The sequence below is a fragment of the Rossellomorea vietnamensis genome, from assembly GCF_008180615.1.
Classification (GTDB): domain Bacteria; phylum Bacillota; class Bacilli; order Bacillales; family Bacillaceae_B; genus Rossellomorea; species Rossellomorea vietnamensis_D.
In genome coordinates this window covers 43509-64617 of the sequence record NZ_VTEH01000013.1, presented here as the reverse complement: position 1 = coordinate 64617, position 21109 = coordinate 43509, and the positions used below count along the sequence as shown (strand labels likewise).

Here is a 21109-nt window from a genome sequence, read left to right as displayed (position 1 = left end):
TTACTCCCCTTCCGGATTCAATTCACTGAAGTAATTCTTTACTACATTTTCAAGATTAGAAGGCAGTGCCATTCGGTCGACACTTTCCCGATAAGCCTGTTCATACTCTCCATAAACCTCATTGTAAGGTCTTGCTGATCCCTTGAGAGTTGGGCCCTCGTCCGTTGTCTGCCTTTCACCGGAACCTTGTCCAAGCTGGCCATTATCAACAGACTGATTCGTCTTTCCTCCCAAACGGTCAGGAACGGTCACTAGTTCTCTTGACCCTTGTCCGGAGCCGGCTCCATTACCGCCTCCTTGACCACTTCCATTCCCAGAGCCAGTTCCCGAACCTGCTCCAGAACCAGATCCAGTACCTGTTCCCGAACCTGACCCTGAACCCGAACCACTTCCGGAAGAACCGCTGCCTGTTCCCTGGCCGTTTCCGCTTTGTGAAGGATTACTTGCTTTTCCTCCTGGTGGGTTTTGTCCAGAAGCAGAAGGGTTGGATGAAGAATTATTGAAAGCCAGCGATTGGGCTGCGCCTAAATCAGCCGCGGCCATTTGCTGGTTCAGATTATTCGCAAGCTGCTGCAGGTCTTTCTGGGCAGCCGCTGTTTGCGAAAGGGACGACGCAGCAGCAATCGCTTCTTCCAGTGATTTCTCTAGGTTTGCCAGCATTTCCTTAAGCTGTTCCTCTGTAAGCTGTCTGAGATCTTTCCCTTCCCCCTCTGTTGCTTCCTGCATTTTTTGCAGTCCTGCAAGCTCTTCTTTACTCAGGCTTTGCTTGTTTTTAAGCTGCTTCATTGCTTCCTGAAGTTTTTTTTGATCCATGTTTTGCAGCGCCTCTGAGAGTTCATTGAGCTTGTTTCCTGCAGCAGCCTCAGAAAGAGAATGTACTTTCTTTTCTGCCTCTTCCGCTTCCTTCTTTAGTTGAGCTGTTTTTCTTTCTTTTTCTAAAAGTTTTTTCAAGGATTCTTCAGCAGTCTTGCTCTCAGCCAGTTCCTTTTGAAGCTCAGTGAGTTCCTTATTAACTTTTTCACCCCTGTCCTTCTTTTCGGCCAGTTTCTCAACCTTTTCTTTCGCTTCTTTCATAATCTTTTTTTCTTCTTCCTTCTGCTCGGCCTGTTCCATCATTGTGCTTGGAAAAGCCAGGGAGAATGAAACTATGAGTACCAGAAACAATGCGGTATAGAGAGGCTTCTTCGGAAGATTAAGCCTGCTGATCTTGTCTATGTTTTTCTTGGATTCTTTCATCCTTCTTAAAGCATCTTTACGCTGAAGTTGAAGCATGACATCTTCTTTATTGAGCCAGGAAAGTGCGGTGGACACCGCTTCTTCCCCGGCAAATTCATCATAATGCTGTGCGGCAGACTGACTTGTCGGCCGTTTTAGAAAAGCCCCAACAGCGAAAAAAAGGAGCAGCAGGACACTGGTTATCGCGATTTTTTCCCATAACCACGTAATGACGAACAGCCTGCCTGCAAGTGCAAGGAAAGCTGACGAACAGGCGGCACTTGCCAGGCCGTAAGAGAGCAGTCTGCTGAAATGCCTTACTGCCAGCTTCCTATGAAGGTAGGACAGCAAAGAAAGAAAGAGTTTGCGGTCATGCATCTTTCTTTCTTCCTCTTCTGTAAGGTTTCATATTAGGACGAAGCTTGGTGATGCTGATCCACAGAGATGCTGCGGCTATTATAATGAATGACGCACCGAACGTAATCCAAAATGGCAGTTCGATTCCTGTCCTTGTAAAAAACTCTTCCTGTATGTTGGGTTCAAATACCGTCATCAGAACAAAGGCCGGATTTGTCATGATCATAAAATAGGGAGCAATATTAGTTGTATTTCCATAGAAAAATGCGCTCATGAAAAACAGCGTGATGAATCCGGTCCCGGCTGTTAAGAACAGAGCCACCCCATATGTCGCAATCATTGCCACAATCGTTTTTTTCAGCAGGGTCGAAAATAAGATCCCAATACTTCCAATGGTGATGATGGTGATGACATAAATGCCGAACGTCGCCAGAAGCACTCCCGGTGAAACGCCTCCATACAAAAACACGATGCTGTATAACGGTAGTGATGCGGAAATCATCAGAAACAGAAATGCTACTGAAGAAATCAGCTTACTTAAAATGATGCTTGTTGATGATTGTTCCGTTGTCAGCAGCATATTGAGTGTCTGTCTTTCTCGCTCCCCGCTGATGACACCTGCTGTAAGGCCCGGTGTCATAAACATAATCAGTCCCAGCTGGACCATGGAGAGCACCATGAACATCATACGGCTTTCTTCCGGACGGATGTACCCCGCCTGGCTGTTCATCATCGTTATATAAATGAAACCGATAGCCACAATCCCCAGAGCGACTAGGTAAAACAGTATTCCCAGGAAGCTTTTCAACGACCGAAGGCGCAGCTTAATTTCTTTATTCAATACCGGGTTGATCAGAAGTGTTTTCATCTACTCATCTCCTTTCGTTATTTCCAGGAAGATGTCTTCTAGATCCGTCATCTTCTGGGTGAAGTCCATGATGGAAAGACCGGACTGCATGGCTTTCACCAACAAATCCACCTGTTCCCGGTCTGTCCCTGAGTAAGCAAAATGAATGGTATTCGGTTCTTTTTCATCTTGCAATACTTCAGCCACATGAGGATCGTCCTCGAAAAAGGAGACCGTTTTTTCTATTTCATCCATAACCGTGACATTCAAAATTTTGTTAGCCTGAAGCTGCTGATGGATAACTGACACAGAACCGGAAGCCACAAGTTTCCCATTCTCTATGACTCCGAGCTCATCACACATTTCGGCAAGCTCAGGGAGAATATGAGAGGAAATCAGGATTGTTTTCCCCATTGTTTTCAGTTCTTTCAAGATGTCCCTCATTTCAATCCTTGCCCGTGGATCTAATCCTGAAGCGGGTTCATCCAGAATTAAAACTTCTGGATCATGAATCAGGCAGCGAGCGAGGCACAGCCGCTGTTTCATCCCCCGGGAGAGCAGGTCGACATAGGAGTCTTTTTTATGAGACAAGTTGACGAGTTCGAGCAGCTGCGGAATCAGTGCCTTTCGCTCAGCTGCCGTCAAACCGTAGCTCGCTCCATAGAAATCAAGGTACTCAGAAGCTTTGAACTGATCATAAACGCCGAAGAAGTCGGGCATATATCCTATTTGCTTGCGAACCATTTTCGGATCCTTCGTTACATCAAAACCGTTAACATAAGCGGTTCCTTCTGTGGGTGCAAGGAGAGTGGCCAGGATGGAGAATGTGGTCGACTTCCCGGCTCCATTTGGGCCTACCACCCCGAAAACAGTCCCTTTCTCGATGGATAGGTTTAAGTTGTCCAGGGCTGTAAACGAGCCGTATTTTTTAGTCAAGTTGATGATTTCGATCATTGTACAAACTCCCCTTCTATCGTGACTCCCGGAACAGGAAGCTGAGGGTTATTCTGTCCTCTCTTTTCAATCCTGATAGTCAATTTTCCGTCTTTATCAATATAGCGCTGAACATCTTCTTCTATCTTTATTTGCCTTACACCAGATTCCAATTCCTCAGTTTCCCTTGTTTTGGCATTCACCAGTGATAGTCCGTCTGTTGTCTCGATATCCCTAAAAGAAAGAAGCATTTTCGTATAGGTGACTTTTTTATCGACGACTGAATCCGGAAGCTGGAATGAAAGATCGTAGGTGCCTGGTGCTGCATCGATATAGTAGTTGCCTTCCATGAAATCCTGATGATGAATCATTCCTTCTACCACAGACACCTGTGGTTCCATCTGTTCTTGTTTAAGTTTAAAGGTACCTGTATTATTCGACTCTATGTCGAAAGGCTGAAGAAATAAATTCAAAGACTCTTCTTCTGCACTTTTTCCATTTATGGTCAATTCAATAAGAGATTCATCGGAATAGCCTACGATCAGCGGCTTCTTCAGAGAATAATTGTATATTTTTTCTTGTAGTGCATAGTTCAGCAGATTGAACATTTTCCAGTCATCGCCCGGCTTTGTCTGTGGTCCTGGTCCTGGGCCATACATCATATTTTGCGCCCCGGGAAAAGCCCTTCCAGCTGCAATGCTGTTAGGAGAACTCAATAAAGTGGACGATTTCATTTCAACCTCAACATTCTTTTCTTCTCCTTTTGCCAATGAACCGATTTTGTATGCACTGCCTCCGGCAAGCACAAATACATCGTGAAGGTCATGCTTCATATTATTAGTCACAGTACCTGAAAGGAAATCATTGCCGGCTTTCAACTCCCCTTCGATTCTGCCGGTTTCAAGTGAGGTAAATTGATTCATTGCCGAGCGGACTGACCAATATTCTACCTCCTGGAAGGTGACCTTTGAGCCATCCACGGAATTCTGAATCATCGGGTAATCACTGAAGTTGGTTTCTTCAACATACCTTTGATTGAATGGAACGGGATTCAGGCTTTCTTTCCCGAACTCCATAGTATAATCTCCGCCTCCGCTTGAGAGCATGGAAGCAAAATGAAAGCCTGAGCCCATGCCTTTTTCGTTAACCGAGACAACGGCCACTTTATTCAGGTTTTCACCGCCTGTGCGGTCCGCCGCTCCTGTTATAAAGATTCCCAAACTTGTCAGAACCGCTATGGAAGGGATGATCCACCAGCCCCATTCTCTCTTATCTTTCTTTTTCAGGATAAAATAAAGGACGGGTACAATAATGATGATATAAAGGGCGAATAATAAAGTTATTACCGAGACTGGCAGGAACGAAGATGCGAACAATTCAGTTGTCGTCCGCAGAATGTTTTCTGCCTGGTCATAATAGGACATCGGATGCTTAAAACTGGTATCCAGTGTCGCAGTTAAAATCCTGTTCCACCAGCCGCTGTTTCCTTCCCATGAAGCAAGAGGTTCTTCAGCTAGACTATAGGTCAACTGGGTGACTTCTCCAGTGCCGAATCCTTTTTCTATAGCAAGCACCTTGCCGCCTTCTTCAATTACTGTATCTGCTCCTGGTTGGATTTCACCAGTCATTACGGTCATTTCTTCCATGGAGAGAGGTTTGTCGCTGAATCCTTTCAGGAAGGAAAGGTCCTTCAACTTCTCTTCACCTGTAATTTTCATTGGAACCAAAGTTTCCAAAGCCCCCATTTTCTGCTGCAGGTCGGGCGAACTTCCAATAATCATTCTGCCGCCAAGTTCTACCCACTGTTTAAGCGCAGACTGCTTCCTCTCACTCAGGCCATCAATAGAAAAGTTATGAATGATAACAGCATCAAACATGTTAAGGCCAAGACTATCCTCTGGCATTGTCTCTGCTGTCAAAGGCAGAACCTCAGGTGCCTCCCCTTGGTAGGATGTCAGCTTCAAAACGTTCATTTGATCCGGATTGTCACTCAGCACACCCAATACCGGTTTCATTTCAGGAACGAGGTTTGGTGTCAAACTGGTATCGCCGGTAAGCTTAATTTGCTTGCCGTCCTTCCAGCCTCCCTCATAGAACCTGATCCGTTTTTCCTTCTTGCCATTGGGGTTCATTGCTCCCCCCATATAGTCGTTAAAACCAGGAACAGAGAATTGAATTTTCTGTTCAGTACCTGCGGCTATTTCAACCGGTATTACTACATTTCCGTAAGCATGATAATGTGGACTTGTAGAAACGACCAGGTCACCGCTAATATCCTCGCCGTCATTGGTGATGGTCACAGTAACTGGAAAGGCACTTCCATTCTTTACTTTTCCTTTGATTCCTGGTTCTGTGTCAATCGTCAGTGTTCCTTGTGCAGCTGTCTCCACCGCCATCCATGGCATTAATCCCAAAAGGAGCAGCACAACTGCTAGTATTTTTCCTATGTACTGTTTCACCCAAATTTTCCCCCTCTTTATCTTCTCAATAGTAAAGACGAGTCTCAGGGTGAAAAAGTTCTCTTATTTATGTGATTTTTTAAAATATTTTTAGGTTTTCGGTTTTGTATATGTGATTTGGGGAATATAGATTGGTTGATTGACAGGTCGGTGTCTAATATGTGCGATATGGGGCATTTTTTTAAAAGAGGGAGTTTTTTTATTAGCTGTTTTCGTAAAGATTGTGGCTACTTAAATTGAAATGGATTTCCGCTCCAGGCGGTCGACTCCGCGGGGCGGGCGGTGAGCCTCCTCGGCTGCGCCTGTATAAAAAGTGGAAGCGCCTTGATCAGCCCCGACAGGCAAATGTTCTCAAGAGAAAAAAAGGTGATCTTTCCTTTTATTCTCTTGAGGTTATTTGACCCCGAGGGGCTAGGCGCTGGAACTGGATTGGGGGTCTCACCTGTCCCGCTAGTCCCGCAGGAGATCGTCCGCCTTCCGCTTCAATCCTCCTACGTAAAGGGGGGGAATGTAAAATCGTTTTCTAAATCAGCAAACATCCAGAAAAAAGCCTATTTAATAGACAGTTTTCCATTTTTTTCTTTCGGTAGTATCCCCCTCTCAAGGAGGGTCCTGAAACAGAACGTCTCACAAACAATCCCACCAACATATTAAAGCCACCTTCCAAACTCACTTATGTAACATGCTTCCTCCCCCGCCTCTCTGATGGCACACTCCTCAATTGCTCGCCTTCTTCCAGCCTTCCACCAGGCAAATCCCAAAGAGGGTAATCTTAACGCTTGGCTAATATCAGTTATCTCCTATGTTTCATAACAATCGTAAAGCACTCCGATGTTTTACTCATATAGCAGACTACCTTCCTCTTAGCTCGGATAAAATCAGTACAACTACTCTATTCACAGGAAGCGTTCCATCTACGATATAATCAGCATCCCCTTTAATAGTCGTTTCCATTTCTTCGTAGGCCCTCCGCCCTTCTTCTAAATAAAAGGTTATATCTTTATGGATTTCAGATGCGGTTCCATTCTTATAATCTCTTAAAATCCGCCTGCCCTGGGCAACGTCCAATGGGGTATCTATGTAAATGGACAGGTCGATCCAATCCTTCATCCCTTGATTTTGATAGGAGAAAGGGTAGTCAAGTAATATAAACGACGGAGGATCTACGGATTCTAACAAAGTCATGACGTCTTTTACCAATGGTTCTAAATTCCAAAGGTCATAATCTGCCCCATCCTTTACCCACTTCACAAGGTCTTCCGGCGCGTCCTTCCATATGTAATCGTCAAAAAAGAGGGATTCTGAATTCCTTAACCTTTCTCCTAAACATTTAGTCACAGTCGTTTTTCCGCTCCCTGACACTCCAGATACTGCAATGACCTTGGTTTCTCTGCTCATAACCTTGCCGTATCCTTTTCCTTCAGCATTTTATCCGCCATTGAAATGTTTTTCTTAAGATAAGAAGGGATCTCTGGGAGTTCCAGTATCTGAGACGTCGTCAGCCATACAACTTCATCGACTTCATCAACGCTTTTAGCGTAAGGTTCTCTAGAATGGTGCTGACACAAAAACACTATATCGATGACATGCACACCTGAATCTGTCACGAAGGAAGCACTGTTCACATAGCGAATGCCTGTTACTTCACAGCCTACTTCCTCAAAAATTTCCCGCTGCAATGTCCTTTCCAAAATATCAGAGGACACTCCTTCAATATCACACTTTCCGCCGACGAGCGAAAGTTGGCCTCCGGCGTGCTCTTCCTTTTCGCTTCTTAAAATCAACAGCCATTTTCCATCACGGTGAATGGCACCTTCGACATTGACAATAAACATGTTCATCACTCCTGCTTCTCTTCATTTTTTTGCAACAGCAGTTCAATCATTCCATGGTAATGAGGTTCTCCATGGCCCATATCCAAAGAGTATATCTGCGATGCCTTAATTGTTTTGTAACCAGAGAAATATCTCTCCAACTCTGACTTAGTGAAAAAATGGATAAAGGAATCTGATTTTGGGCGGTAAAATGTGTTTGGTGATACTTCCTCATATTCCTCTTTACTCTTCTCGTAACCTGGATCACTAATGTCGAATGCATTTATGTATATAAGTCCTTGGTCGACCAGCCCTTCTTTAGCCGATTGAATGATTTCGCTGATTTCTTCTTTATTAAAAAAGTTCAAGATATTGGATAGGATTATCAAAGAGTAAGAGTCTTCTTCAATTTGGTAATTTCTAAGGTCTTCTTTTAAAGTTAAAATACTCAACCCTGCTTCTTCAGCAGCAGTACGACAGCGTTCGATGGCTTTAGGTGAGAGATCTACTCCTTCTACAGTAAATCCCTGGCCGGCAAAATAGAGAGCATTTCTTCCTTCACCGATTCCAAGATCAAGAACTTTCCCATGTTCCAGAACTAGATTTTTATATTGAACCAGAGTTTCTTTGGGCTTCAACCCCCATAACCTGCTCACTTTGGAATATTGTTCATCCCAATAGGTCTTCATTTCAGTCACCCTCTTCGCCCTTTCTTTTTCAAACTCCATACATTATTTCAAAAATTACAACAATTTACAATGAGTATTCTAATAGATCTGGAGTGTGTAAAGTTGATTTACCACGTCATCAAGCTGGATAATAAGATCATGATTAAAATTATGTACAGAGGTGAAACACACTTGAATAATACGAATCACCCTTTATCAGAACCTTTAGCACTGCCTAATGGAGCTGAAATAAAAAACAGGTTTTTTAAATCTGCGATGAGTGAAGCACTTGGAACGGATGATCATAACTCTTCCCCTGCTCTCGTCACACTCTATAAAACCTGGGCTGACGGTGGAACAGGGCTTGTCGTAACAGGCAATGTCATGATTGACCGAAACGCTCTTGGAGAATCAGGAAATGTGGTTATTGAAGATGAAAGAGATTTAGCTGTGCTCAGTGATTGGGCAAAAGCTGGAACGAGAAATGGAACTCATCTTTGGATGCAATTAAATCATCCGGGAAAGCAGTCACCGAGAACTCTGTCGAAGACGCCGGTGGCTCCCAGTGCGATTCCATTATCCGGGAGTTTGAAAAAATTTTTCAATGAACCAAGGGCTCTTACCGAAGAAGAAATTCAGGGATTAGTCACACGCTTTGGCAAGGCAGCCAGTGTCGCCCAAAAAGCCGGTTTTACAGGTGTTCAAATTCATGCGGCCCACGGCTACCTCATCAGTCAATTTCTCTCACCTTATCACAACCGCCGCAGCGATGAATGGGGCGGCAGTTTGGAGAATCGGATGAGGTTTCTGCTGGAGGTTTATAAGGAAATCCGCATGCAGACGGGCGAAAACTTCCCCATTGGAATCAAATTGAATTCAGCTGACTTTCAGCGAGGCGGTTTCACCGAAGAGGAATCATTGGAGGTTATTCGCAAACTTGCCCAAGCAGGAGTTGATCTTATTGAAATTTCAGGCGGAAATTACGAAAATCCCATGATGCAGGGAGCCAACGTTAAAGAAAGCACAAAAAAACGAGAAGCCTATTTCCTGGAGTTTGCAGCAAAGGTACGTTCGATTGTCTCTATTCCTTTGGTAGTCACCGGCGGCTTCCGTTCAGAAAAGGCGATGACGGACGCTGTAGCACAGGGGGAAATCGACATGGTGGGAATCGCAAAGCCGCTAGCACTGATCCCTGACCTGCCAAATCAAATTTTCCAAGGAACTTATGAAACTATAAAGTTAAAGCCGATGAAAACAGGATTGAAATGGCTCGATAAGTCTGCTTCCATGCTGGAAATCGTCTGGTATGAGCAGCAGCTTGCAAGGATTGGAAATTCCCAGTCTCCAAAACCAGACCATAGTGTATGGCTGGCGCTGCTTCATACCATAACAACCAACGGAACAGCTGTTTTTAAAAAAAGGCGTGGATAAAAACGATCAAGGCAGGTAAAGCTGGCGAATCTTATAGAAATAGAGCTCAGAGTTTGTTACTCTGAGCTCCTTCATAGATTTTCAGCTTAATGGCACTTTCATTCAGTCAACATCAGTAATGCTTTTTAAAAATTCTATTTTCCTTAAATCTTTATGATTATTTTTGGTTGAACGATAACTATCCTTGGATGAGGCCTCATAAACCTTCAAATATTGCTTAGGGTTCAGTACATAATATACTGCGTCTCCATCTTCGTGTTTTTCTAACTCATGTAATGGTACTCCTGCGAAACTGGGTAAAGTGTCAATTATCCCAAATTCAACCGAAAAACCTTCTTTAAAAAACTCATGTTCGTGCAAATCAATCAGCCTGTATTCCATGGACTTCATGATTTCAACAATGTCACCCCAGTTGTGTATCGATAATTCTGGTGGAACTTCCCAACCCCTTTTATCACCAGGTACATGAATATCTAAATCCTGGGCATCCCAACTCTTTCCTGATAGGACTTCTAAACCGACAGATCCCATTAACAACGGGATAATGTCAATTTCATTTAGCTTTTTTGCAATTTTAATAAACTCTTCGTATTTATGATAATCCATATGCTCCTCCAAGATCTTGCTTAATAAGGGACAGGCCGGCATTCTCCTTAATTCTCAAGCTCCTTCACCTCAATTACGGAGCCTTCCTGATCAAAATACATTAAATCAGCAGGGAATGGTTCCTCTAACTCTTCAGGAAGCTTTTCATACATAACAAACGTTTCTTGTCCTGAAACGTCTATCATGAATTCGAAGTTTTCATAAAGTAACTCCGCACGGATTCTTTCTATTTTCAGATCAGGATTTTTGCCTGTTACAATTCCATATTTTCCTTGATTAGTCTCAATAACGTGATAGGAAGCTATGTTGCTGCCGTGAATGCTGTTTTCTATTTTGAACTTACCATTCCAACCTTTTCTTAATAGAGCGTAGCCTATACTTTCTCGATGGATTTTATATAATACAATAGAAGAATTTGTCCCATCTATTTGGGTTACACTTATGATTTCAGTTTCCATGTTCTCTGAACCCCTGCTTAGCCAGAAATTCAAATTTGTTCTAATATCCTCTTTTCTATTTTCGATATCATACTGAGAAATGTGATATCCTGCAAATCCGGCAAGCAGGACCACTAAGGTCAATAATAGATAAAGCCATTTTTTCATAATTCCTGCCCCCCCCTATATTACCAGCATGGTGAATCCTCTTTTACTATAGTTAGTGAATACAAGCGGATGCACAAGTAATCGACTCATAAAACTATAAAAGACACGGCATTTGGCTTAGTGCCTCATTAAATAGAAGAAACCTAGAACCCCGAATTAAAGGACCAAATGAGAAGAAGCCCTAAGACCGGTGGTAATATGGCGGCTAATATACTGAAGATTATCAAATATAGTCCTTGCTTTTTTTCATGATAATCCTTCTTAATCACCCACCCTATGCCTGCGCCCACAAGTCCTGTGAAAATGGACGAAAAAATAAAAGTATAAATGACAGACGACCATCCAATCAATAATAAAACTTTCTTGCCTTGTTGATCCTTCAAATAAACACCCCTCTGTTTACACTTTTTAATAGAGAAATGGTATTACCAATTCCTGTTAATAACCTCATCCCCTGAAAAAACTTTACTCTTCAATTAACCTGATATTACTTAAAGGAAAAAAAACGACATTTGTTTTGCCGATGATTGTTTCAATGGGTATCGCGCCAATCTGGCGGCTGTCCTTACTGTCTCTTCTGTTGTCACCCAAGACAAATATATGACCTTCTGGAACTGTAGATTGCCCCACAGCTGTTTCCTCTAATTTAAAAGAAGTCGTCAAACTAGTTTCTAATTTTTCTTTTTGGTCATCCAAAAAAGGCTCTTCAACTGTCTTTCCATTAACGTAGAGAGTATCCTCTTTATACTGGATGCGGTCGCCGGGCAGTCCGATAACACGTTTAATGTATTTTTCTTCTGGGGTTGCCTGGAATACTACGATATCAAATCTTTCCGTTTCTCCTAATTTAGAAACAATGACTCTTTCCTGGTCCTCTAAGGTGGTGTTCATAGAGGCCCCTTTAACCATGACAGGTGTAAAAAGGAAAGTGCGTACAACAAAAACGATTAATAAGGCAAACCCTAATGCTTTAATCCACTCTAAAGTACTGTTTTTTTCTTGTGCCATTTTTTTTCTCCTTTAATTCTTAATATGTATTTGTGGGATTGGCAAGTGTTTATCAGCATTTATTCCACTATTTAACTATTAGACGATATTAGGAAACAGATAGTTTCAGTTAGGGATTTTTTATATAGTTTACATAATAATATTATGATATTTTTTTTCCTGGCAGGAACTAATTCAGCTGTAACCTGTGAGTATTTTGAGCTTTATAAACCCTGAAGCCCCCTCATGTTCTATTGCCGGAATATAAGGGTGTACATTGCACGAAATTGGCGGCGCATCGGCAGCTGTATATCTAGTTGTGGTTATTTGTGAGAAGTATTTGATAATACGAGCGGGTTGTCAGGATTTATGAGCGGAGTATGCAGATATACGAGCGGGTTATTCAATTTTACGAGCGGATTATACAAATATACGATCAAATTATACATAAATACGAGCGCACACTATAATTTTGTTCTTCCCGCTGCCCTAATCAAATCCTTTATGCTCCACACCGTCCAGCCTAAAACGCCTGCCAAAGATTGTTAAAATCTCCTCTTCTTGTTATAATCAAACTCTACATAATTGTTAAAAAAAAGAGGTCATGACGTGTCTAAAAAAAGCTTGCAATTCTGGCTGATACAAATCCTGTTGATCGTGACGATTGTATTTGTATCTACGAAAATCTCATTTCTGTTCCAGCCCATCACGATTTTTTTTACAACCTTGTTTTTTCCGATTTTGATTACTCTGTTTCTGTATTTCCTGTTGAATCCGATTGTGAATTTTCTGCAGCGTCATAAGGTCCCAAGAATTGTTGCGATTCTGATCATTTACCTTTTGACTGCCGGGCTTCTGGTGTTGGCCATCGTCAATCTGGTTCCAACGATTTCAAGACAGTTCACGGCGCTGGCCAATGAACTTCCTACTTATGCGACACAGGCTTTTCAATACTTTGAGAATTTGTCCAGGTCCCCTGAGTTAAGAACATTCATGAATGAGCAGGCGGAGCTTTTGGATACGGCACAGCAGAAGCTTGTTGATTTTGCGAACAACCTTCCTACTATTATTACAGGAAGTTTTCAAAATCTCCTTGGTCTTGTTGCGAATATTGCGATTATCCTGGTCACCGTTCCTCTCCTTCTTTTTTACATGTTCAAAGATGGGCACAGATTTCCAGTCGCAGTTTCGAAGTTTTTGCCTGCAGAGTACAGGAAGGAAGCCCTGACTATTCTGAAAGAAACCGGCACCACCCTCGCTGCCTATATTCAAGGGCAGGTGACAGTTGGTCTGTTCGTCGGGATTTTGTCATTTATCGGGTATGTAGTCATTGATTTAAGATTTGCTTTGGTACTGGCCATCACGGTTTCGGTCACGAATATCATTCCTTATGTCGGCCCGCTCATTGGCGGAGCACCCGCAGTGATCGTCGGACTGTTCGACTCACCCGGCAAAGCATTATTGGTGCTGCTCATATTGGTAATCGCCCAGCAGGTCGAAGGAAACATCCTGTCTCCTCTTATTCTAGGCAAGACGCTGGACACCCACCCTGCCACCATTGTGATTTTATTATTAGCGGCAGGAAACATCGCTGGAGTACTTGGCATGATATTGGCTGTTCCAACTTATGCCGTCATCAAGACAATTGTCATTAATCTGGTGAAGTTCTTAAAGGCACGAAAAGAAGCTAAACTTCGGGCCGATCCTGAAATCGTTACTTGATAAAAGCTGAAAAACCCGAATGACACTCGTCATTCGGGTTTTTTGTTCTTCATTATTTAGCTGTATCCTTCTGTAGATCTTCTTCCACAACATCAGTCATATAATTTTTTCCCCATTCATACATCGAATCGAGAATCGGCATAAGAGTTTGGCCTTGTTCTGTCAAGGAATATTCGACTTTCGGCGGGACAACAGGATAGACTTCCCGGTGGACAATTCGGTCTTCCTCCAGTTCACGAAGCTGATTAACAAGCATCCGTTGAGTTATTCCGGGCATGAGAGACTTCAATTCACCGAAGCGCTTTGTCCCCTCTTTTCCTAAATGCCACAAGATCAGCATTTTCCACTTACCGCCAATGACAGATAGCGTTAATTCTTTTTCACAGTTGAACACTTTTTCTTTCATGCGAGACAATACTCTCACCTCCGATTTTTACACTATATCACACAGTATACTTTTTTACACTATGTATGATTTTAATCACTATGTAAAAATAAAGTGCGTACTTTTCTATTTTGAAGCTACCTACTATACTTACATTTGCAAAACATTTTAGCAGCTGAAATTGATGGGGCTTTAATGGCAGATGCACACATAAAAAAACAACTATAGGAGTGAAGAGAAATGGAATTACAATTAGCTTTGGATTTAGTCAACATCCCAGAAGCAATTCAATTGGTGAAAGAAGTCGAAGAACATATTGATATCGTTGAAATCGGAACACCGGTTGTCATTAACGAAGGTCTCCGTGCCGTAAAAGAAGTAAAGGAAGCCTTCCCTAATTTAAAAGTACTTTCTGATTTAAAAATTATGGATGCTGCAGGCTATGAAGTAATGAAAGCATCAGAAGCCGGAGCGGATATTATAACCATTCTTGGTGCTGCTGAAGATATGTCTATCAAAGGTGCCGTGGACGAAGCAAAAAAACAAGGAAAAAAAATCCTTGTAGATATGATTGCCGTTAAGGATTTGGCCAAGCGTGCAGAAGAAGTCGATGCTCTTGGTGTCGATTACATTTGTGTACACACTGGCTATGATTTGCAAGCTGTTGGAAAGAATTCTTTTGAAGATCTTCAAACTATCAAGAATGTAGTAAAAAACGCGAAAACGGCTATTGCAGGCGGAATTAAGTTAGAGACTCTTCCAGAAGTAGTCAAAGCTCAACCTGATTTGGTTATTGTCGGAGGCGGAATCACAGGCCAGGAAGATAAAAAAGCGGCAGCTGCGAAAATGCAGGAAATGATCAAGCAGGGATAACCATGAATTCGACAGAGTACCTAACAAAAATCTTAGAGGAACTCTCCCTCTCCACGGGGTTGATTTCCAATGGAGAGGCTGAACAACTGGTCAACAGCATTCTTGAGAAGAATAAAGTCTTCGTGGCGGGAGCCGGGCGTTCGGGTTTTATGGCCAAGTCCTTTGCCATGCGGTTAATGCACATGGGGATTGATGCCTATGTCATCGGCGAGACCGTCACTTCCACTTTTGAAAAAGGTGACCTGCTTATCATTGCTTCTGGTTCAGGTGAAACGAAAAGCCTTGTCACCATGGGCGAAAAAGCGAAAGATATCGGGGGAACCTTAGCGGCTGTCACCATTTTTCCTGATTCCACTATTGGTAAAATGGCGGACTTCTCAGTAAAGCTGCCTGGCTCTCCGAAAGATCAAAAGAATGGCGTTCACGAAACTATTCAGCCTATGGGATCACTATTCGAACAAACACTCCTTCTGTTTTTTGACAGTATAATCTTGCGGTACATGAACAAACAAGGATTAGATTCCAATAAGATGTACGGCAAACATGCTAATTTGGAGTAAGAGACAGATATTGCAGAAAAAGTCAGGTGAATGACTAACTTCACCTGGCTTTTTTTGTGTTGTACTACCTCCCTTAAAAAAGGCTCAAAACCATGCCAAGTATGTTTTCCTTAGTAGATCATTTTGATGCAATTGAGCTCCACAAGCTATTTTATTTTCTTTTTATCTGAAACCTGGAATGTTGGCTGTACGTATATAGGTTATGCATAAAAGGAATGGTATCACTTCGAGATAATAAGTTGAAAAGCCTGAATCATAGAGCAACTAATATAAATAGAAGGAGCTGGTACTGTGAAGAAGAAGTCGATTTTATTTTTAAGTTTTACTGCACTATTATCTCTATATGGCTGCACTAGCACCCCGCCAAAAGAAGAAACTATTTTTGAATATAAGGATTCCTATGTAGGAGACAGTGGAGCCGTTGGCAATATTACCAGGCCTTTGGCCGAGCCAGAAGGCGAAAACATGGGCGGTCTGGAGCTTAAAACCACAGAGGAACCTTACGGAATCATATTAAACTATTCCCCAGATGACAGCATTGAAAACAGCAACTTGGATTATAGGGAGCTTGCACTTTATAATGCTTCAATTATCCTGGCTCTTGTAAAAAATGCTGAGTGGGTTCAGTTCAATTTTGTCGAAGAGGAAGTAAAAGTTAGCAGAGATGAATTGCAAGATTGGTTTGTGAAAGACCTCCGTGATTTTTCAGAGGAAGAAGAATTGAGAAGCTTCATTCAAGGGCAATTGGAAGATGAAGAAAAGGTGGATGAGTTTTTCAGAGATTGAGCATTCTGGGGGACATAAGTAGTTCGGTCAGGGTACTACTTCTGTTACTCCTGCTCTGTACTACTTTTCTTTATGCCACAATAACCACATTAAGTTTACATAACAATATTATTGACTTTTATGTTTTACTTTGCCTGAAAATTACTGGTAAACACACTACCTCATAAAATAAATCAAAAAAAGAGAGAAGGAATTCCTCCTCCTCTCCCATCGTTATGCAGCAGCTTTCTCTCTTTTCTTCCTTCTGAAACGGTCAAACACCAGATACAGCATCGGTACAATCAACAATGTCAAAATTGCTGAGAATAGGATACCTGAAATGATGGTGACGGCAAGCGGCGTAAAGAGTGCATCCCCGCTTATGGCAACTGGCAGCAGCGCAACAATAGATGTTAGTGCTGTCAGCAGGATTGGGCGAAGCCTTGTGCGTCCCGCTTCGACTACCGCTTCTTTCACCTTCATACCGTCCTTCAGTCCCTGTTCGATGAACTCGATCAGGACTATAGAGTTTCGCACGACGATACCTGTCAGTGAAACCATGCCCATTACAGCCAGGAAGCTGATTGGCGTTTGTGTCACGAACAAACCCAGGATAGCGCCTGCAATAGCTAGATACACGGCCACTAATACAAGAAATGGAAGTGACAGTGAGTTAAATTGCAGTGCAATCAACAGATACACAAGGAAGATGACAATAATAAACAGGATGGTGATTTCAGAGAAGAAATCCTGCTGTGCTTCATTCTCTCCTCCAAGTGTCACACTATAATCGCTGTCCAATCCTTCCTTAACGTTATCGACAATTTCTTGGACATTTTCCTCGTATCCCTCTTCATTTTCAGGGAAAGCCCGAATGGTAATCGCACGTTCACCGTCTTTATGAGGAATTTGCTGAATCTCTTCTTGATTCTCTACAGTTACCAATTCATCCAAGGAAATCAGGGTCGGCGGTCCAGCAGGATTCCCGCCTGCAGCTGGAAGTTCAAGAGCGGAAAGATCGACATTTCCTTCATCCCCTGCAAGTACAATACTTAAATCCCGCTTGGTTACACCGTTATCAAAGGACTTCATCGGTATGCCCTCTGTTGCTAGTCGAATTTGTTCACTGATCTGTTTTATGGTAATGCCGTTTTGTTCTAATGCATTACGATCAGGAACGTATTGGATTGTTGGAGCCAATTCCCCGACATTATCGACTACAAGGTTCGTATCAAGAGAACGGATTTCCTCTTGAAGTGTATCTCTCAGTTGCAGCAGTTTTTCTAATTCAGGACCTGAGACAGTAACGGTAACTGGAGCTCCGGCCGGCGGACCCTGCTGGATGGTTTCCATGAACAGTTCCGCATCAGGGAATTCACTTCTTAGTTTTTCTGTCCACTCATCGATCAATCCTTGTGCTGTTTGATTTTCACGGTCTACACGTGCAACGATCTGTCCTGTGTTTGGACCTGCATTGGATAGTGAGCTGTTGAATAGATTTGGAAGCCCTGTACCAGCAAATACACTGGTTTCGTGAACACCTTCATCATTTTTTAGCATCTCTTCCATCTCGGCAAGGGTTTCTGAAGTCTGATCTAATGTGGTTCCGATTGGCAATGTTACATCGACCGTTACTTCTTCCCTGTCAGCTGATGGGAAAAACTCAAACGGTGTCAGTACCACTAAACCAAAGATTCCGGTTGTAAATACCAAACCAATCAGCGCAGTTATGAATGGCTTTTTTGAAAACTTGGTTAGAACCGTGTCTGCATAGAAATCGGCCAATTTATCCAGTGGCTTTCCTAGAAAACCAGGGGAATCAGAGATTTTCTTGCTTGTTTTGCTGTACAGCAAATACCTCATTACCGGTACGAAAATCAGGGCAACCAAAGTGGAAGCAATGATTGTCGTGATAAGGACTGTTGGCAAGGCACGGATGAACGCTCCATTTCCACCTGATAAAAATACTAGTGGAAGGAAGGTGAAAACTATAGCGAAAGATGAGGTCACGATGCTGACCCAGATTTCTTTTACACCTGTCACTGCACCCTGCAATGCCTTGTCTCCAAGCTTATACCTTCTTTGGATATTATCGTTGACGACAATCGAGTCATCTACAAGGATACCAAGGGCAATGATTGCTCCGATGACGGAAATCTGGTTAAGGTCCACTTCTGCATATGGAAGAGGAATCAAGCCCATCAGAACGGAAATCGGCACTGCCAGGGCAACAACCAAAGCACCGGAACCAGTCAAACCGAGTGAAGTTGTAATGACAACCGCTACAACAGAAATAGCTAATGATAGAAATAGACCATCAAAAATATCTGTCACAAGATTGGCCTGAGAGTAATATGGAACCAGTTCCACCTCTTCAGGCAGTCCTTCAGCCAACTCCTCTACTTTGTCGCTCACTCGCTGGTCGACAGTTGGGATATCTTCACCAGACTGGACGAAAGCTGTAAAAGAAATGGCAGGTTTGCCTTCATACGTAATAAGGTCTTCTGCCGCTTTAGGCTTGGTCTCCACATTGGCGATATCCCCCAGTAAAACTGTTTCACCGCCAGGGGTTTTTCCGACGAACACATCATTCATCTCTTCTATAGAAGAAAAGTGCTCAACCGTTAATTGTACAACTTCATTTTCAATTTCTTGTTTACCAAGAGGCGTAGGATAAAATTCATCATTGATTGCAGATATGACACTGCCCACATTTAACCCTGCTTCTTTTAAGGCATCAGGCTGAAGTTCTATGATGATTTCTTCCTCAGGAAGACCTTTTACCGTTACCCCTTCGACACCTGACAATTCAGTAACTTCATCAGTCCATCGGTCAAGTTCAGGTTTCAGTTCGAGAAGATTTTCACGGCTTTCACTGGTCAACTGATAAGAGACAATCGGCATCTTAACGGTAGATTCATTAATTTCTGTGTCAAATACTTCTTCAGGGAACCCTGTCGAGGCATCCGAAACAGCCTGCCGCACATCGCTGAACACTTCTTTTTTGTTTGCACCGTCTTCAACCTCTACAATAATAGTAGAGAATCCGGCTGCTGAAGAAGAATTCAGCTCCTTGATTCCATCTAGCGACTGCAGTGAATCTTCAATGGGATTGGTGACTGTCCTTTCCACATTTTCAACAGTAGCACCAGGATAGACCGTTGAGATAGTCCCAATATTGATAGTTGTTTCAGGTATCTCCCTTTGTGGAAGCTGTAAAAAGGTAAAGACTCCTATAATGACAAATAACAGAACAAAAATCAGTGTGATCCTGGATCGATTCAATATTGCTTTTAACATGTAAATACCTCCTTTGTTGTTTTTCGACTCACGGGTCAATGTTAATGAATTCGAATTGAAAAATCCTTTAATACTGCTGTTAATTGAGTTGACTCATAAGTCATTCTACAACCTTTTTCAATATAGTCAAGAATTAATATGCTTCTTCACAAAGAAAACATCTTATCGTAATCAGAAGATGTGCATTCAGGGGATTGTGCTTTCTAACAGAGGTACGCTCAGGCGCTCAACCTCAATGGACTGGCGGCTGAACCGATTACCTGCTAGTCCTTCAGGAAACCGCATGCCTTCTGCTTCAATCCTTCTACATAGAAGGATGCATTATAAAATAGCAAATGAAATAATCTTTAGAGAATAGCAATCCTGAATTCCTTTAAGTTGATAATTTAAATGGGAACATATGTTATAATTAGTTGATTTTCAGATTATACATTGTAATTTAGTGATCTATCACCTGACATAAAATAATTTATAAATTTTTCCTAATTTTAATATAAAGGAAGGTGAATGCGATGAATAAACGAAAGGCGATATTGGAAACCGCTGTTGAACTCTTCGGCGAGCACGGATACGCCCAGACCTCGATGCAGCAGATCGCTGACAGTATCGGTATATCGAAAGGTTCGCTGTATTCATTCTTTCAATCCAAAGAAGATTTGATCATTTCGATTTACGAACACTATCAGCAGCTGGTTTTTGAAAGAGCCTATGTTGTAGGCCTTGATGGGAATTTACCGGATGATGTAAGGCTTGCCAAGCAATTTCAGGTTCAGTTTGAAGGCATACTGGAATATAAGTCATATATGAAAATGCATATGAGGGGCGATACTGCTAAAAACAGTGATAAACTGGCGGCGATGGAACACAGGATGCGTGGAAGGCTGTTCAGCTGGCTCGAACATAATCTCCTTCAAATGTATGGCGCGAAGATTCTCCCTTACAAATGGGATTTGATGTGGATGACGCAATCCATCTATTCTTCCTATATGATGCTGCTTATCTCTACGGAAAGCGGACTTCAGCCTTCTAAGCTGGGAGATCACATCGTTAGGCAAATTTCGATTCTTGCACAGGATTTCTTTAATGGTAACAGTACTCCCCTTCTTGATGACGAAATCATGCAGCCTTTTTCGGTGAACATGGACCGGCAAGGTGCCTTCATTTCTTTTGAAAAACGGGAAGCGGCCTGGAAAATGCTCTATTCTGCAATACATTCTTTAAATGGTGATTCTGATGACTTCTTGAAAATGGCTGACCGTATTTCTGAGGAGTGCCGCAAATCGAAACCTGATGAATTGATTATCAAGGGTATGTTCAGACTCCTTGCTGATAAGGAGGAGCTTAGACAGGCGGCAATTGAATTGGAGGATGAATTGCTTCCTTAGTACTGAGAATGCTGGAGCCGTAAACGAATACACTTGGCCTCGTATCGAGCTGAGTGGTTTTCATTGAACTAGGACCTATATTTAACAAGAAACAGAGAGCGCCCGGTCCCCTATGACAATGGAATTTGTCATCTGGTGAATTTGGGTGCTTTTTGGACTGCTTTTAAATGCAGGATTGTAAAAAACAATTCTACGAT

At 42.4% G+C, this 21109-nt stretch carries 19 protein-coding genes; 7 read left to right on the top strand and 12 right to left on the bottom strand.

Features of this window, described 5'->3' with window-relative positions; genetic code table 11:
• The 4 genes from FZC79_RS15620 to FZC79_RS15605 are packed head-to-tail and all read right to left on the bottom strand — an operon-like array spanning window position 1 to window position 5811.
• Window positions 1-1593, bottom strand: a complete 1593-nt coding sequence (locus FZC79_RS15620; protein ID WP_148947703.1) for a hypothetical protein — start codon at window positions 1591-1593, stop codon at window positions 1-3.
• The gene (locus tag FZC79_RS15615) at window positions 1586-2440 is read right to left on the bottom strand and encodes an ABC transporter permease (RefSeq protein WP_148947702.1); all 855 of its coding nucleotides are present in this window, start codon (window positions 2438-2440) and stop codon (window positions 1586-1588) included. The genes FZC79_RS15620 and FZC79_RS15615 overlap by 8 nt, the downstream gene beginning before the upstream one ends.
• Complete coding sequence (locus FZC79_RS15610; RefSeq protein ID WP_148947701.1) at window positions 2441-3373, bottom strand: ABC transporter ATP-binding protein; 933 nt, start codon at window positions 3371-3373, stop codon at window positions 2441-2443.
• Window positions 3370-5811: a hypothetical protein gene (locus FZC79_RS15605; RefSeq protein WP_148947700.1), complete on the bottom strand. Its 2442-nt coding sequence runs from the start codon at window positions 5809-5811 to the stop codon at window positions 3370-3372. The genes FZC79_RS15610 and FZC79_RS15605 overlap by 4 nt, the downstream gene beginning before the upstream one ends.
• Window positions 5812-6135: 324 nt before the next feature.
• On the opposite strand from FZC79_RS15605, the gene FZC79_RS23650 reads away from it, so the two are divergent.
• The gene (locus FZC79_RS23650; protein ID WP_252183355.1) at window positions 6136-6465 is read left to right on the top strand and encodes a hypothetical protein; all 330 of its coding nucleotides are present in this window, start codon (window positions 6136-6138) and stop codon (window positions 6463-6465) included.
• 198 nt (window positions 6466-6663) lie between these two features.
• On the opposite strand, the gene FZC79_RS15595 is transcribed toward FZC79_RS23650, so the two are convergent.
• From FZC79_RS15595 to FZC79_RS15585, 3 genes are read right to left on the bottom strand one after another with little or no spacing between them, the layout of a single operon-like run.
• Window positions 6664-7209: an AAA family ATPase gene (locus FZC79_RS15595; protein ID WP_148947699.1), complete on the bottom strand. Its 546-nt coding sequence runs from the start codon at window positions 7207-7209 to the stop codon at window positions 6664-6666.
• Window positions 7206-7646 (bottom strand): NUDIX hydrolase, encoded by a 441-nt coding sequence (locus FZC79_RS15590; RefSeq protein ID WP_148947698.1) that lies wholly within the window; start codon window positions 7644-7646, stop codon window positions 7206-7208. Before FZC79_RS15590 ends, FZC79_RS15595 begins: the two co-directional genes overlap by 4 nt.
• Window positions 7647-7651: 5 nt before the next feature.
• Entirely contained in the window at window positions 7652-8314 is a 663-nt protein-coding gene (locus tag FZC79_RS15585) for a class I SAM-dependent methyltransferase (protein ID WP_187442814.1), read from the bottom strand.
• Between the two features lie 150 nt (window positions 8315-8464).
• On the opposite strand from FZC79_RS15585, the gene FZC79_RS15580 reads away from it, so the two are divergent.
• Window positions 8465-9724, top strand: a complete 1260-nt coding sequence (locus FZC79_RS15580) for an NADH:flavin oxidoreductase/NADH oxidase family protein (RefSeq protein ID WP_148947758.1) — start codon at window positions 8465-8467, stop codon at window positions 9722-9724.
• A 102-nt stretch (window positions 9725-9826) separates the two neighbouring features.
• Here FZC79_RS15580 and FZC79_RS15575 read toward each other — a convergent pair whose 3' ends face one another.
• The 3 genes from FZC79_RS15575 to lepB form a co-directional block, all read right to left on the bottom strand.
• Entirely contained in the window at window positions 9827-10330 is a 504-nt protein-coding gene (locus FZC79_RS15575) for a phosphoribosylanthranilate isomerase (protein WP_148947696.1), read from the bottom strand.
• Between the two features lie 47 nt (window positions 10331-10377).
• Entirely contained in the window at window positions 10378-10935 is a 558-nt protein-coding gene (locus FZC79_RS15570) for a hypothetical protein (protein WP_148947695.1), read from the bottom strand.
• Window positions 10936-11400: 465 nt separating this feature from the next.
• Window positions 11401-11943 carry a signal peptidase I gene (gene lepB / locus FZC79_RS15565; protein WP_148947694.1) on the bottom strand — a complete coding sequence of 181 codons (543 nt, stop codon included), beginning with the start codon at window positions 11941-11943 and terminating at the stop codon, window positions 11401-11403.
• Between the two features lie 588 nt (window positions 11944-12531).
• On the opposite strand from lepB, the gene FZC79_RS15560 reads away from it, so the two are divergent.
• Window positions 12532-13644, top strand: coding sequence for an AI-2E family transporter (locus FZC79_RS15560; protein ID WP_148947693.1), 1113 nt, complete (start codon window positions 12532-12534; stop codon window positions 13642-13644).
• Between the two features lie 52 nt (window positions 13645-13696).
• Here the strand turns inward: FZC79_RS15560 and FZC79_RS15555 are convergent, their stop codons facing one another.
• The gene (locus FZC79_RS15555; protein ID WP_148947692.1) at window positions 13697-14059 is read right to left on the bottom strand and encodes a winged helix-turn-helix transcriptional regulator; all 363 of its coding nucleotides are present in this window, start codon (window positions 14057-14059) and stop codon (window positions 13697-13699) included.
• Between the two features lie 210 nt (window positions 14060-14269).
• On the opposite strand from FZC79_RS15555, the gene hxlA reads away from it, so the two are divergent.
• The 3 genes from hxlA to FZC79_RS15540 all read left to right on the top strand — a co-directional run bounded on the left by hxlA (window position 14270) and on the right by FZC79_RS15540 (window position 16248).
• Window positions 14270-14902 carry a 3-hexulose-6-phosphate synthase gene (hxlA, locus tag FZC79_RS15550; protein ID WP_148947691.1) on the top strand — a complete coding sequence of 211 codons (633 nt, stop codon included), beginning with the start codon at window positions 14270-14272 and terminating at the stop codon, window positions 14900-14902.
• Window positions 14903-14904: 2 nt separating this feature from the next.
• The gene (hxlB, locus tag FZC79_RS15545; RefSeq protein ID WP_148947690.1) at window positions 14905-15462 is read left to right on the top strand and encodes a 6-phospho-3-hexuloisomerase; all 558 of its coding nucleotides are present in this window, start codon (window positions 14905-14907) and stop codon (window positions 15460-15462) included.
• 291 nt (window positions 15463-15753) lie between these two features.
• The gene (locus FZC79_RS15540; RefSeq protein WP_187442813.1) at window positions 15754-16248 is read left to right on the top strand and encodes a DUF4825 domain-containing protein; all 495 of its coding nucleotides are present in this window, start codon (window positions 15754-15756) and stop codon (window positions 16246-16248) included.
• Between the two features lie 213 nt (window positions 16249-16461).
• Here FZC79_RS15540 and FZC79_RS15535 read toward each other — a convergent pair whose 3' ends face one another.
• On the bottom strand, window positions 16462-19527 hold the full coding sequence (locus FZC79_RS15535; RefSeq protein WP_148947688.1) for an efflux RND transporter permease subunit: 3066 nt from the start codon (window positions 19525-19527) through the stop codon (window positions 16462-16464).
• A gap of 512 nt (window positions 19528-20039) precedes the next feature.
• On the opposite strand from FZC79_RS15535, the gene FZC79_RS15530 reads away from it, so the two are divergent.
• A complete protein-coding gene (locus FZC79_RS15530; RefSeq protein WP_148947687.1) occupies window positions 20040-20912 on the top strand; it encodes a TetR/AcrR family transcriptional regulator in 873 nt (290 codons plus the stop codon).
• Window positions 20913-21109: the final 197 nt, after the last annotated feature.